Raw genomic sequence first — 11,905 nt, 5'->3', positions numbered from 1 at the left:
TGCGTCTAAAAGCCGGCCACGATTTCAAGAAACTGACAGAAAGCAGGCCGAATGCGCCCCTCCAAACGCCAATTCGACGAAATGCGCGCCATCTCTTTCGAGCGCGGCGTCTCCAAGCACGCCGAAGGCTCGTGCCTGGTGAAGTTCGGCGACACCCATGTGCTATGCACCGCGAGCCTTGAGGAAAAGGTGCCGGGCTGGATGCGCAATTCCGGCAAGGGCTGGGTCACGGCCGAATATGGCATGCTGCCGCGCTCGACCGGCGAGCGCATGCGCCGCGAGGCTTCCGCCGGCAAGCAGGGCGGCCGCACGCTGGAGATCCAGCGCCTGATCGGCCGCTCGCTGCGTGCCGTGGTCGACCTGCAGGCACTCGGCGAACAGCAGATCACCGTCGACTGCGACGTCATCCAGGCCGATGGCGGCACCCGCACCGCCTCGATCACCGGTGGTTGGGTGGCGCTTTACGATTGCCTGCGCTGGATGGAAGCGCGTCAGATGGCCAGCGTTTCGAAGGTGCTCAAGGACCATGTCGCGGCGATCTCCTGCGGCATCCATGATGGCCAGCCGGTCATCGACCTCGACTATATCGAGGATTCCTCGGCAGGCACCGACGCCAATTTCGTCATGACCGGCAAGGGCGGCATCGTCGAGATCCAGGGCACCGCCGAGGGCGAACCCTTTTCCGAAGCGCAATTCGCGGATTTGATGGGATTGGCCAAGAAGGGCATTTCCCGCCTGGTCAGCCTGCAGCAGATGGCGGTGGCCTGAGTTTCGATGCCGAGCTTGAACGCCCCCCTCTGGCCTGCCGGCCATCTCCCCCTCAAGGGGGGAGATCGGATGTTCGATCGGCTTTCGACATCTATCAACGGCGCAGGATGTGCGGCGGAGCTGAAACCGCCAATCTCCCCACTTGAGGGGGAGATGCCCGGCAGGGCAGAGGGGGGCGCCTCGTGACACCCTCCGCAATCCTGGAATCGGCCCTCTATGTCACCGACCTCGCTGAGGCGGAAACGTTCTACACCGACATCCTCGGCCTCATCCTCCTTGGCAAGGTCGAAGGCCGCCACCTCTTCTTCCGCTGCGGACCGGGCGTTCTGCTCATCTTCAACGCCGAGGCAACCAAAATCCCGCCCGCGCCCGATGCGAAGCTGAAAGTCCCTCCGCACGGCGCTGTCGGCGACGGCCATCTGTGCTTTGCCGCGACCGCCGCTGAAATCGACGCCTGGAAAGCCCATCTTCAGGCGAGGAAAATCGCCATCGAAAGCGAATTCGAATGGCCGCAAGGCGGGCGTTCGCTCTATATACGCGACCCCTCGGGCAACTCGATCGAGTTCGCCGAGCCGAGAATCTGGGGCCTTTGATGCATACACTTGATGGCAAGAAGATCGTCGTCGCCAGCCACAATGAAGGCAAGCTGCGCGAATTCGCCGATTTGATGGGACCGTTCGGCTTCGAGGCGAAATCGGCCAAGGCCTACGGCCTGCCCGAGCCAGAGGAGACCGGCACCACCTTCGAGGAAAACGCCTACATCAAGGCCTTTGCCGCCGCCAAGGCGACCGGCCTGCCGGCGCTGTCGGACGATTCGGGCCTGTGCGTCGACGCGCTCGACGGCGCGCCCGGCGTCTACACCGCCAACTGGGCTGAAACTCCTGAAGGATCGCGCGATTTCGCCATGGCCATGCAGCGCACCGAAGTGGCGATGCAGGAGGTCGGCGCGGCCACGCCCGGCCAGCGCACGGGCCGCTTCGTCGCCGTCATCTGCCTCGCTTTCCCGAACGGCGAGGCCGAATATTATCGCGGCGAGGCCGAAGGCACGCTGGTCTGGCCGCCGCGCGGCGAGCTCGGCTTCGGCTACGATCCGGTGTTCCTGCCCAATGGCTTCGACAAAACTTTCGGCGAGATGAGCGCGGAGCAAAAGCACGGCTGGAAGCCCGGCCAGCCGACGGCGCTGTCGCACCGCGCCCGCGCCTTCCAGAAATTCGCCCGCGCCCGGCTTGGTTCGGAATGATCGGGTCCAGCACCAACATGCCGCTCGACCGCGGCCCGGGCTTCGGCGTTTACGTGCATTGGCCGTTCTGCGCGGCCAAATGCCCCTATTGCGACTTCAACAGCCATGTCCGCCACCAGCCGGTCGACCAGGAGCGCTTTGCCGCCGCCTTCGAGGCCGAGCTGGCGACGATGCGCCAGCGTACCGGGCCGCGCGAGGTCACCAGCATCTTTCTCGGCGGCGGCACGCCGTCGCTGATGAAGCCGGAGACGGTGGCCAGGGTTCTCGACGCGGTGGCCAAGAATTGGTCGGTGCCTGACGGCATCGAGGTGACGCTGGAGGCCAATCCGTCCTCCGTCGAGGCCGAGCGGTTTCGCGGCTACCGGACCGCGGGCGTCAACCGCGTCTCGCTCGGCGTGCAGGCGTTGAACGACAAGGATTTGCGCTTCCTTGGCCGGCTGCACAATGTCGAGGAAGCGCTGCACGCCATCGGGCTGGCGCGCGAGATTTTTCCGCGCCTCTCCTTCGACCTGATCTATGCCCGTCCCGGCCAGACGCCGGAGGCTTGGCAGGCGGAACTCGAACAGGCGATCGGCCATGCCGCCGACCATCTGTCGCTCTACCAGCTGACCATCGAGGAAGGCACGCCCTTCCACGCGCTGCACGCGGCGAAGAAGTTCATCATTCCCGACAACGACCACGCCGCCGATCTCTATGCGCTGACGCAGGAGATCACGGCGACGCATGGTTTGCCGGCTTACGAGATTTCCAACCATGCCAGGCCGGGCGCCGAGAGCCGGCACAATCTGACCTACTGGCGCTACGGCGAATATGTCGGCGTCGGCCCCGGCGCGCATGGACGCTTCGTCGAGAACGGCCACCGGGTGGTGACGATCGCGGAGAGAATGCCGGAGACCTGGGCCAATCTGGTCGAGGCCAAGGGCCATGGCATCACCGGTGGCGAGCTCCTGACGCGTTCGGAAGAAGCCGACGAGTTCCTGCTGATGGGGCTGAGGCTTGCCGAAGGCATCGACCTCACGCGCTACGAGGCGTTTTCCGGACGCGGCTTGTCCAGCGCCCGGCTTTCGGTGCTGCAGGGCGAGGGGCTGGTGGCGCCGATCGGCAACGCGCGCCTGCGCGCCACCCCCGCCGGGATGATCGTGCTGGACGCCGTGGTGGCGGACCTGGCGCGGTAATGACGGTTCAGAGGAGCCCGTGAAGAACATCCTCTTCGTTTGCAGCCAGAACCGCTTGCGCAGCCCGACCGCCGAGCAGGTGTTTTCCACGCGCCGCGACATAGAGGTCGCGTCGGCCGGCACCAATCATGACGCCGATACGCCGCTGACGCACGAACTGGTCGCCTGGGCCGACATCATTTTTGTCATGGAGAAAACCCACCGGACGAAACTGCAGAAGAAATTCAAGGCCAGCCTGAAGGCGGCCAAGGTGATCTGCCTCGACATCCCGGACGAGTACGAATTCATGGATCCGGAGCTGATAGCGCTTCTGAAGGCGCGTGTTTCACGCTATCTGGACTGAGCGCCTGGCCCAGCGTTCGCCACCTTCGGGTGGCTGTGTCGCCAATCCGAGCCCGGTCAGGCGTCGTGCTTGTGGCGGTGCTTTCCGCGTTCTTTCTCCGCGTGGGCCTCACCGTTCCGGACTGGCTTGGCGTTGTCCTTGTCGCGGCGACCGCGGTGCTGGTCCCCCAATGAGGGCAAGGGTACGCCGTTGCGGGCGTTTTTCGTCTCAAGACGGGTGATGAAGATATCGAAGCGATTGGGCATCGTCCGGTCAGTGCTCCGTCGTGCTGTCGGGTTTGTTGTCGGAAAGCTTTACGTTGGTGGGCACGGCTGTCGGCTCCGCTGTCGGGCCGGCCTTGGCGGGCAGCCGCTTGTCCCGCCGCGCGGCACGATTGCGATCGGCATAATAGGGCGCGAACGCGTCCTGTATCTTCAGGCTGTCCATCCTGTCCTCCCTAGGGGAATCAGGGGCTAAATCTGCCAAAACCGGTTTCGTTCCGCACTGTGGCGAAGGAATGGCGGCCACCTTACATCGGCGTGAGTTTTGCAAGCCGGCGCCAGCCATGCCAAACAGGATTTGGCAGGCCAGATAGGCTTGAACGGAGACGGCATCGGTGACTGGCGAGACGGGCAAGCGCAGCTATGTGGTCGGGCAGACCGAAATCGCGGCCCGTCCGCTCGATCCGGCGCTCTATCTGGTGGCGACGCCGATCGGCAACCTCGCCGATATCACGCTGCGCGCGCTGGAGACGCTGGCCGCCGCCGACATCGTCGCCTGCGAGGACACGCGCGTGTCGCGCGTGCTGCTCGACCGCTACGGCATCCGCCGCCGCACCACGGCCTATCACGAGCACAATGCCGGCGAGGCCGGGCCGAAGCTGATCGCGGCACTCGAAGCCGGACAGAGCGTGGCGCTGATTTCGGATGCCGGCACGCCGCTGGTCTCCGACCCCGGCTACCGGCTGGTCGGCGAGGCGCTCGAGCACGGCATTCGCGTCGTGCCGATTCCCGGCCCGTCGGCGCCGCTAGCAGCGCTCACCGCATCCGGCCTGCCGTCGGACGCTTTCCTGTTCGCCGGCTTCCTGCCGGTCAAGGTTGGCCAGCGGTTGTCGCGGCTGGAGACGCTGAAGGCGGTACCTGCGACGCTGATCTTCTTCGAATCGCCGCGCCGGCTGGCCGAGTCGCTCGGCGCCATGGTCGAGGCCCTCGGCGGCGAGCGCAAGGCCGCCATCGGCCGGGAATTGACCAAGACGTTCGAGGAAATCCGCACCGGCACGCTGCAAGCGCTCGCCGACCACTATGCGGCGGCGGACACGCCGAAGGGCGAGATCGTCGTCTGCGTCGGTCCTGCCGAGGCCAGGGCCGACGAACCTGAAGATATCGACCGCCTGCTGCTATCGCTGGCCGCGGAGATGCCGGCGTCCAAGGCGGCGGCGGAAGCCGCGAAAATGACCGGCGGCCAGAAGCAGGCGCTTTATCGGCGGCTGCTTGAACTTCGAGAAGGCGACGATGGCTGAGCGCCCGAGCGCCAGCCGCCTGAAAGCTTACCGGCGCGGCCATCGCGGCGAATGGCTGGCGGCCGTGGCGCTGATGCTGAAGGGCTACCGCATCCTGGCGCGCCGCCACCGCACCCGCTTTGGCGAGATCGACCTGATCGCGCGGCGTGGCGATCTGGTGCTGTTCGTCGAGGTCAAGGCGCGCCGCACGCTGATCGAGGCCATGGAGGCGATCGGCCGCGAATCGGAGCGCCGCATCGAGGGTGCGGCCGACATTTGGCTATCGCGACAGCCCGACTATGGCAGGCTGTCGATGCGCTTCGACATGGTTGCCGTGCTGCCCTGGCGCTGGCCGGTGCATGTCCCGAATGCGTTTTATGGCCGGAATTAGGCTCGTTGCCGAAGGGCAATCCATTCGTTGAAATTAGTTCTGCCCCTCATCGCCCTGCCGGGCACTTCTCCCCGTATAGGGACTGGGAGAAGGGAGGCGGCCGCGGCGACGGCGACCTTCTTGCAACCGTTGTAGTTGGCGAAATCGCGGATGACAGCACCCTCTCCCCGTCCCTATACGGGGAGAGGATGCCGGCAGGCAGGTGAGGGGCGGCGCTGACGTTTGGGGATATGTGGCTCCAACCGAACCGGTCGCTGCGCTCATCCCCAGATCATCAACGCTACCAGCCCGATGATCCCCACAACCAGCCGCCACCAGCCGAACAGCGAGTAGCCGTTGCGCGAGACGTAATCGAGGAGGTAGCGCACCACGACCAAGGCCGTGACGAAGGCGGCGACGAAGCCGATCGCAATGATCGGCAGGTCGGCCGAGGTAAGCACGTTGCGGTTCTTGAACAGGTCGAAGGCAAACGCCCCGACCATGGTCGGGATGGCGAGGAAGAAGGAAAATTCCGCCGCCGCGCGCTTGTCGACGCCGAGCAGCAGCGCGCCGACGATGGTCGAGCCCGAGCGCGAGGTGCCGGGGATCAGCGACAGGCACTGGAACAGCCCGATCTGCAGGTAAAGTCGGGTCGGAAACCGCTCGACGTCGCGATAGACGGGCTTGAGATTCATGCGGTCGACGACCAGTAGCACCACGCCGCCGATGATCAGCATGATGCAGATCAGTCGTGGCGATTCGAACAGTACCGTCTTGATGAAGTCGTGCGCCAGCGCGCCGATGATCGCCGCCGGCAGGAAGGCGATGAGGATGCCGATGACGAAATGCCGCGTCAGTCGGTCATGCGGCAGGTCGAGCAGCATCTGCCACAGCCGGCGGAAATAGACGCTCAGGATCGCCAGGATGGCGCCGAGCTGGATCAGGATCTCGAAGGCCTTGCCGGTCGACTGGAAGCCGAGGAAATGGCCGGCGAGCAGGATATGGCCGGTCGAGGACACCGGTATGAATTCGGTCAGTCCCTCCAACAGGCCGAGCAGCAGGGCTTCGACGATGGTCTGGCTTTCCATTTCTACCTCGGCATTTGCATGACGGCTAACGGCACGGCTTGCTTGTCATGGCGTTGAAGTCCCCCTATAGGTCGCAGCACCCCTGACGGCCGCTAACCGGGCGGCCAAGACTTACCGGTGCGCCCTGCGATTCGCCAGTGTGGCAATCCGGAATTCGCCATAGCTGGGACGAGCGCGATGCGCGAATTCCGGGTTCTGAGCCACACTGCCAACTCAAGTTCTGGTGTGGTTTGGATTTGAAGTTCCTGAACGCGGATGCCGTTGAGGGGACAGGAACTTCAAATCCAAACCACACCAGTGCGCTTTATCATCGCGGAACCATGCTGACGCTTTTCCATCACCCCATGTTCGCCACCTGCCGCTTCGTCCGCCTGGCCTTTGGCGAGTACGGCGAGGAGCTGGCGCTGATCGAGGAGAAGCCCTGGACGCGGCGCAAGGAGTTCCTGGCGCTGAACCCGGCCGGCACGCTGCCGATCCTGCTCGCTGAGGGCGACGTGCCCATTATCGGCGCGACCGTCATCTCCGAATATCTCGACGAGACGCGCGGCGTGCTCAAGCGCGACAAGCGGCTGTTCGCCGAAGACCCGATGCAGCGCGCCGAAATCCGCCGGCTGATCGACTGGTATCTCAACAAGGCCGAGAGCGAGGTCACCCGCCACCTCGTGCGCGAGCGCGTGCTGAAGCCGGTGATGCCGGAAACCGCCGGCGGCGGCTCGCCCGATTCAGGCGCCATTCGCGCCGCCCGCGCCAACATCCGCCAGCACATGAAATACACCAACTGGCTGGCCGGCACTCGCCACTGGCTGGCCGGCGGCAGGGTCACCTATGCCGACCTGGCGGCCGCCGCGACGCTCTCTGTGCTCGACTATCTTGGCGAGATCGACTGGCGCGAACATCCCGCCGCGCGCGAATGGTACACGCGGGTGAAGTCGCGGCCTTCGTTCCGGCCGCTCTTGACCGACCGCGTGCGCGGCCTGTCGCCGGTGTCGCATTATGCGGACCTCGACTTCTGACGCGGCAAAACTGCGTGCGCTGATCGACGCGGAGGCGCGGCGCGCCGGCTTCGATGCCATTGCCGTCACCGCTCCCGACGCCATCCCGCTGGCGCCGGCCCGGCTTGCCGAATTCGTCGCCGATGGTTTTCATGGCTCGATGAACTGGATCGCCGAGACGATCGCACGCCGCAGCGAGCCTTCGACGCTTTGGCCCGACGTGCGCTCGATCGTCGTGCTGGCGATGAATTACGGGCCTGACCATGATCCGCGCGACCTGCAGGCCCGGCACGAGCGGGGCGCCATTTCCGTCTATGCGCAGAATCGCGACTATCACGAGGTGATGAAAGGCCGGCTGAAGGAAATCGCCGGCAAGATCGTTGCGCGCGCCGGCGGCGATGTGAAGGTCTTCGTCGACACGGCACCCGTCATGGAAAAGCCGCTGGCCGAGGCCGCGGGTCTGGGCTGGCAGGGAAAACACACCAATCTGGTCAGCCGCGAGCATGGCTCCTGGCTGTTCCTCGGCACCATTTTCACCACGGCCGAACTGGAACCGGACAAGCCCGAGATCGACCATTGCGGCTCCTGCCGCGCCTGCCTCGACGCTTGCCCGACCGATGCCTTCCCCGCGCCCTACAGGCTCGATGCGCGGCGCTGCATTTCGTACCTGACCATCGAGAACAAGGGGCCGATCCCGCATGAATTTCGGGAGAAAATCGGCAACCGCATCTATGGCTGCGACGACTGTCTCGCCGCCTGTCCGTGGAACAAGTTCGCCCGCGCCGCGTCCGAGACCAAGCTCGCCGCTCGCGACGATTTGCGCGAGCCGCCGCTGGTCGAGCTGTTGCGGCTGGACGATGCTGCCTTCCGTGCCTTCTTCTCCGGTTCGCCGATCAAACGCATCGGCCGCGACCGTTTTGTCCGCAACGTGCTGATTGCCGCAGGCAATTCCGGCGAACAGTCGCTTGCCGGTACCGTACGGTCCCTGCTCGGCGATGCCTCGCCGCTGGTGCGGGGCGCGGCAATTTGGGCGCTGGCGCGGCTGGTGCCGGAAACCGAATATGCCGAACGGGCCGCGGACGGCCTGCGGAGCGAGAGCGACGGCGCCGTCCGCGAGGAATGGCGCCTGGCGCGGCCAACCAGGACGCATGCATGAGCCAAAAGCAGGTTTTCATCTTCGGCGCCGGCTATTCCGGCAAGGCCTTTGCCCGTGCCAACAGGGAAGCCGCCACGGTCTTCGGCACGACGAGGTCCGAGGAAAAATTCGACGCGCTGCGCCAGGCCGGCATCGCCCCGCTGCTGTTCGATGGCGTGCTGACCGACGAAATCGGCGATACGCTCGAGAAAACCACGCATCTGGTGATCTCGGTCGCGCCGGAAGACATCGGCGATCCCGTGTTGAATGCCACCCGCGAGGCAATCGTAGGGATGCCCGACCTGCAATGGATCGGCTATCTCTCGACCGTTGGTGTCTATGGCGATCATGGCGGCGCCTGGGTCGATGAAACGGCCGCCTGCCGGCCGGTGTCGAAGCGCTCGGTCATGCGGGTCGAGGCCGAGCAGACGTGGCGGAAGTTCGGCAGGGAAATCGACCGGCCGGTGGCGATCCTGCGGCTGTCCGGCATTTACGGGCCGGGGCGCAATGCGCTGGTCAATCTGGAAAACGGCACCGCAAGGCGGCTGGTCAAGCCGGATCAGGTGTTCAACCGCATCCATTGCGACGACATTGCAGGCGCGCTCTGGCATCTGATCGGCGGCAATACGGGCGGCATCTTCAACGTCACCGACGACGAGCCGGCGCCGCCGCAGGATGTCGTCGCCTACGCCGCTTCGCTGATGGGTATCGAGGCGCCGCCCGAAATTCCCTTCGAGGGCGCCCAACTTTCGCCCATGGCGCGGTCCTTCTATGGCGAGAACAAGCGGGTCGCCAATGCGGCGATCAAGGCGGCGGGCTATCGGTTTCGCTTTCCCGACTACCGCGCCGCCTTCGACCATATGTGGGCAAGCGGCGACTGGCGCGACGGCGCGCCGCGCAGCCCGATGAAGGGCGCCAAGGCATGAGGACGATCGAAGCGTGACGCTTGGCGTGGTATGATTCGGCGGTTGCAGGCACGGGGGTGCGGTTCATGAAATCATCGACGCGATCGCTCGGCGCCAGAAATGCGGTGTTGGCGGTGGTGCTGGCCATTGCAGGCCTGGCCGCACAGCCGGCGGCCGCCGAGGAGCGGGCGAAAGACCTGTTCGGCGCCGAGAAACTGCCGACCGCCACCGCGCCGCAATCCTTCGGCTTCTATTCCAAAGGCTGTTTTGCCGGCGGCGTCGCCATTCCCATGGACGGCCCGACCTGGCAGGTGATGCGGCCGTCGCGCAACCGTCGCTGGGGCCATCCGGCAATGATCGCCACGATCGAGCAACTGTCGCGCGACGCGGCCGCCGATGGCTGGCCGGGCCTTTTGATCGGCGACATCGCGCAGCCGCGCGGCGGCCCGATGCTGACGGGCCATGCCTCGCACCAGATCGGGCTCGACGCCGACATCTGGCTGACGCCGATGCCCGACCGCACCATGACCAGGGCGCAGCGCGAGACCATGAGCGCCACGCTGATGGTCGACGAGAAGACGCATCTGGTGAAGGACGCATTGTGGACGCCGCGGCACACGGCGTTGCTGAAGCGGGCGGCGAGCTATCCGCAAGTCGAGCGCATCCTGGTCAATCCCGGCATCAAGAAAAAGCTCTGCGACACGGTGAAGGGCGACCGCACCTGGCTGCGCAAGATCAGGCCGTTCTGGGGCCACGACTACCATTTCCACATGCGTATCGGCTGCCAGCCTGGCTCGCCCACCTGCAAGGCGCAGGAAGCGACGCCGGATGACGATGGCTGCGGCAAGCCGCTGGCCTGGTGGTTCACCCAGGAGCCGTGGCGGCCCAACAAGAACCCCGATGCGCCCAAGGCGCGCGACGTGATGACGATGGCCAACCTGCCCAAGGAATGCCGGGCCGTGCTCGACGCGCCGGGGCCGGCCTCGGCCGAGGCGGCGACCTATCACGGCGGCGCCGTGCCAGTCGCGGTTGCCGCGCCCGAACCGGAAGCGCCGTCGCTGCCCGCCACCACGGCAAGCGGGACGGCCGGCCTGCCAAGCGCGGTGAACGCCTTCACGGCGACGCCCGAGGTCGGCGTGCCGGTGCCGCGGCCACGACCGCCCGCGAAATGAGTGTTGGGCGCCATCGGCCGCCTCAATCGGTTTAGCGGCCTGTTTTCATGAAACAGTGGCCGTTTGGCCGCATAACCCGACCCTGCACGCCGGCGGGTTCGAAAACCGTTTCCCTTTTCAAACCCATGCGCTAGTCAACGGAAGAACGGCAAAGCGCCGTTGGGGGCGCCGGGGAACGGACGAGAGCATGCCAAGCACAGCCGATGACGAGACTTTGCTGCGGTTTCCGATCCTGATCGGCGATATCGGTGGCACCAATGCGCGCTTTTCGATCGTGCTCGACGCCAATTCCGAGGCCGGCGAGCCGATGATCGTCCAAACCGCCAATTACAACACCATCGACGAGGCGATCCAGGCGGCGGTGCTCGACCGCTCGTCCGTCCGCCCCAATTCGGCGGTACTGGCCGTGGCCGGCCCGGTCGATGGTGACGAGATCGAGCTCACCAACTGTCCCTGGGTCGTCAAGCCGAGGCAGATGTTCGCCACTCTGGGCTTGAGCGATATCGTCGTCCTCAACGATTTCGAGGCGCAGGCGCTGGCCGTCGTGGCGCTCGGCGAAGAGCATATGGAAAAGATCGGCGGCGGCGCGCCCGAGCCCAACGCCGGGCGCGTCGTGCTCGGCCCCGGAACCGGACTCGGCGTCGCCGGGCTGGTCCACGCGCTGCACCACTGGATTCCGGTGCCCGGCGAAGGCGGCCATATGGACATCGGGCCGCGCACGCCGCGCGACTACCAGGTTTTCCCGCATATCGAGAAGCTCGAGGGCCGCGTTTCGGGCGAGCAGATCCTGTGTGGGCGCGGCCTGGTCAACGTCTACCGGGCGGTGGCCAGGGCCGATGGCAAGCCGGCGCCCTTGACCACGCCGGCCGAGGTCACCGGTGCGGCGCTGGCCAAGACCGATCCGGTGGCGCAGGAAGCGTTGGAGACCTTCGTCACCTGTCTCGGGCGTACGGCGGGCGACCTTGCCTTGGTGTTCATGAGCCGTGGCGGCGTGTTCCTCACCGGCGGCATCGCGCAAAAAATCGTGCCGGCGCTGAAGGAGGGCAATTTCCGCGCCGCCTTCGAGGACAAGGCGCCGCACAGCGCGCTGATGCGCACCATGCCCGTCTACGTCATAACCCATCCGCTGGCCGCCCTTCTCGGCCTTGCCGCCTATGCCAGGAACCCCTCGCTGTTCGGCGTCCAGACGGCGGGCCGGCGGTGGCGCGACGAAGTTAGTCACTCGAAGGCATAGGCAAGC

Annotated in this window: 15 protein-coding genes; 12 read left to right on the top strand and 3 right to left on the bottom strand. The window is 65.7% G+C overall.

What is annotated here, in order from left to right; genetic code table 11:
* Nucleotides 1-51: 51 nt before the first annotated feature.
* The 5 genes from rph (at nucleotide 52) to FJ948_RS09085 (ending at nucleotide 3,526) form a co-directional block, all read left to right on the top strand.
* Nucleotides 52-768, top strand: coding sequence for a ribonuclease PH (gene rph, locus FJ948_RS09110; protein ID WP_140703487.1), 717 nt, complete (start codon nucleotides 52-54; stop codon nucleotides 766-768).
* A gap of 182 nt (nucleotides 769-950) precedes the next feature.
* The gene (locus FJ948_RS09100; RefSeq protein ID WP_140703482.1) at nucleotides 951-1,361 is read left to right on the top strand and encodes a VOC family protein; all 411 of its coding nucleotides are present in this window, start codon (nucleotides 951-953) and stop codon (nucleotides 1,359-1,361) included.
* Nucleotides 1,361-2,008 (top strand): RdgB/HAM1 family non-canonical purine NTP pyrophosphatase, encoded by a 648-nt coding sequence (gene rdgB / locus FJ948_RS09095; protein WP_140703480.1) that lies wholly within the window; start codon nucleotides 1,361-1,363, stop codon nucleotides 2,006-2,008. Before FJ948_RS09100 ends, rdgB begins: the two co-directional genes overlap by 1 nt.
* Nucleotides 2,005-3,183, top strand: coding sequence for a radical SAM family heme chaperone HemW (gene hemW / locus FJ948_RS09090; protein ID WP_140703478.1), 1,179 nt, complete (start codon nucleotides 2,005-2,007; stop codon nucleotides 3,181-3,183). Before rdgB ends, hemW begins: the two co-directional genes overlap by 4 nt.
* Before the next feature lie 19 nt (nucleotides 3,184-3,202).
* Nucleotides 3,203-3,526 (top strand): low molecular weight protein tyrosine phosphatase family protein, encoded by a 324-nt coding sequence (locus FJ948_RS09085; protein WP_140703476.1) that lies wholly within the window; start codon nucleotides 3,203-3,205, stop codon nucleotides 3,524-3,526.
* A gap of 56 nt (nucleotides 3,527-3,582) precedes the next feature.
* Here the strand turns inward: FJ948_RS09085 and FJ948_RS09080 are convergent, their stop codons facing one another.
* Both FJ948_RS09080 and FJ948_RS30235 read right to left on the bottom strand, forming a co-directional pair.
* Entirely contained in the window at nucleotides 3,583-3,771 is a 189-nt protein-coding gene (locus FJ948_RS09080) for a hypothetical protein (protein ID WP_135933149.1), read from the bottom strand.
* A 7-nt stretch (nucleotides 3,772-3,778) separates the two neighbouring features.
* Entirely contained in the window at nucleotides 3,779-3,952 is a 174-nt protein-coding gene (locus FJ948_RS30235) for a hypothetical protein (protein ID WP_181173604.1), read from the bottom strand.
* A 169-nt stretch (nucleotides 3,953-4,121) separates the two neighbouring features.
* Between FJ948_RS30235 and rsmI the strand changes: the two genes are divergently transcribed.
* Together rsmI and FJ948_RS09070 are read left to right on the top strand one after the other, a co-directional pair.
* Entirely contained in the window at nucleotides 4,122-5,024 is a 903-nt protein-coding gene (rsmI, locus tag FJ948_RS09075) for a 16S rRNA (cytidine(1402)-2'-O)-methyltransferase (RefSeq protein ID WP_140703475.1), read from the top strand.
* Nucleotides 5,017-5,394: a YraN family protein gene (locus tag FJ948_RS09070; protein WP_181173603.1), complete on the top strand. Its 378-nt coding sequence runs from the start codon at nucleotides 5,017-5,019 to the stop codon at nucleotides 5,392-5,394. Before rsmI ends, FJ948_RS09070 begins: the two co-directional genes overlap by 8 nt.
* Before the next feature lie 260 nt (nucleotides 5,395-5,654).
* Here FJ948_RS09070 and FJ948_RS09060 read toward each other — a convergent pair whose 3' ends face one another.
* The gene (locus FJ948_RS09060; protein ID WP_140703471.1) at nucleotides 5,655-6,461 is read right to left on the bottom strand and encodes an undecaprenyl-diphosphate phosphatase; all 807 of its coding nucleotides are present in this window, start codon (nucleotides 6,459-6,461) and stop codon (nucleotides 5,655-5,657) included.
* Nucleotides 6,462-6,781: 320 nt separating this feature from the next.
* On the opposite strand from FJ948_RS09060, the gene FJ948_RS09055 reads away from it, so the two are divergent.
* The 5 genes from FJ948_RS09055 (at nucleotide 6,782) to FJ948_RS09035 (ending at nucleotide 11,899) form a co-directional block, all read left to right on the top strand.
* Nucleotides 6,782-7,474, top strand: coding sequence for a glutathione S-transferase family protein (locus tag FJ948_RS09055; RefSeq protein WP_015314714.1), 693 nt, complete (start codon nucleotides 6,782-6,784; stop codon nucleotides 7,472-7,474).
* Nucleotides 7,455-8,609 carry a tRNA epoxyqueuosine(34) reductase QueG gene (queG, locus tag FJ948_RS09050; protein ID WP_140703469.1) on the top strand — a complete coding sequence of 385 codons (1,155 nt, stop codon included), beginning with the start codon at nucleotides 7,455-7,457 and terminating at the stop codon, nucleotides 8,607-8,609. The genes FJ948_RS09055 and queG overlap by 20 nt, the downstream gene beginning before the upstream one ends.
* Nucleotides 8,606-9,514 carry an SDR family oxidoreductase gene (locus tag FJ948_RS09045; RefSeq protein WP_140703468.1) on the top strand — a complete coding sequence of 303 codons (909 nt, stop codon included), beginning with the start codon at nucleotides 8,606-8,608 and terminating at the stop codon, nucleotides 9,512-9,514. Before queG ends, FJ948_RS09045 begins: the two co-directional genes overlap by 4 nt.
* Nucleotides 9,515-9,579: 65 nt before the next feature.
* On the top strand, nucleotides 9,580-10,665 hold the full coding sequence (gene mepA, locus FJ948_RS09040) for a penicillin-insensitive murein endopeptidase (protein WP_140703466.1): 1,086 nt from the start codon (nucleotides 9,580-9,582) through the stop codon (nucleotides 10,663-10,665).
* A gap of 187 nt (nucleotides 10,666-10,852) precedes the next feature.
* Nucleotides 10,853-11,899, top strand: a complete 1,047-nt coding sequence (locus FJ948_RS09035; protein ID WP_140703464.1) for a glucokinase — start codon at nucleotides 10,853-10,855, stop codon at nucleotides 11,897-11,899.
* Nucleotides 11,900-11,905 lie beyond the last annotated feature (6 nt).

Origin of the sequence: Mesorhizobium sp. B2-3-12 (assembly GCF_006442205.1) — a bacterium.
Classification (GTDB): Bacteria; Pseudomonadota; Alphaproteobacteria; order Rhizobiales; family Rhizobiaceae; genus Mesorhizobium.
This window is presented reverse-complemented; position numbering and strand designations above follow the sequence as displayed.

What these genes read in the sequence shown, in the direction of transcription:
- rph (WP_140703487.1), top strand. Translation starts at nt 52, where the DNA reads ATGCGCCCCTCCAAACGCCAATTCGACGAAATGCGCGCCATCTCTTTC.
- rdgB (WP_140703480.1), top strand. Translation starts at nt 1,361, where the DNA reads ATGCATACACTTGATGGCAAGAAGATCGTCGTCGCCAGCCACAATGAA.
- hemW (WP_140703478.1), top strand. Translation starts at nt 2,005, where the DNA reads ATGATCGGGTCCAGCACCAACATGCCGCTCGACCGCGGCCCGGGCTTC.
- FJ948_RS09080 (WP_135933149.1), bottom strand. Translation starts at nt 3,771, where the DNA reads ATGCCCAATCGCTTCGATATCTTCATCACCCGTCTTGAGACGAAAAAC.
- FJ948_RS30235 (WP_181173604.1), bottom strand. Translation starts at nt 3,952, where the DNA reads ATGGACAGCCTGAAGATACAGGACGCGTTCGCGCCCTATTATGCCGAT.
- FJ948_RS09070 (WP_181173603.1), top strand. Translation starts at nt 5,017, where the DNA reads ATGGCTGAGCGCCCGAGCGCCAGCCGCCTGAAAGCTTACCGGCGCGGC.
- FJ948_RS09060 (WP_140703471.1), bottom strand. Translation starts at nt 6,461, where the DNA reads ATGGAAAGCCAGACCATCGTCGAAGCCCTGCTGCTCGGCCTGTTGGAG.
- FJ948_RS09055 (WP_015314714.1), top strand. Translation starts at nt 6,782, where the DNA reads ATGCTGACGCTTTTCCATCACCCCATGTTCGCCACCTGCCGCTTCGTC.
- queG (WP_140703469.1), top strand. Translation starts at nt 7,455, where the DNA reads ATGCGGACCTCGACTTCTGACGCGGCAAAACTGCGTGCGCTGATCGAC.
- FJ948_RS09045 (WP_140703468.1), top strand. Translation starts at nt 8,606, where the DNA reads ATGAGCCAAAAGCAGGTTTTCATCTTCGGCGCCGGCTATTCCGGCAAG.
- mepA (WP_140703466.1), top strand. Translation starts at nt 9,580, where the DNA reads ATGAAATCATCGACGCGATCGCTCGGCGCCAGAAATGCGGTGTTGGCG.
- FJ948_RS09035 (WP_140703464.1), top strand. Translation starts at nt 10,853, where the DNA reads ATGCCAAGCACAGCCGATGACGAGACTTTGCTGCGGTTTCCGATCCTG.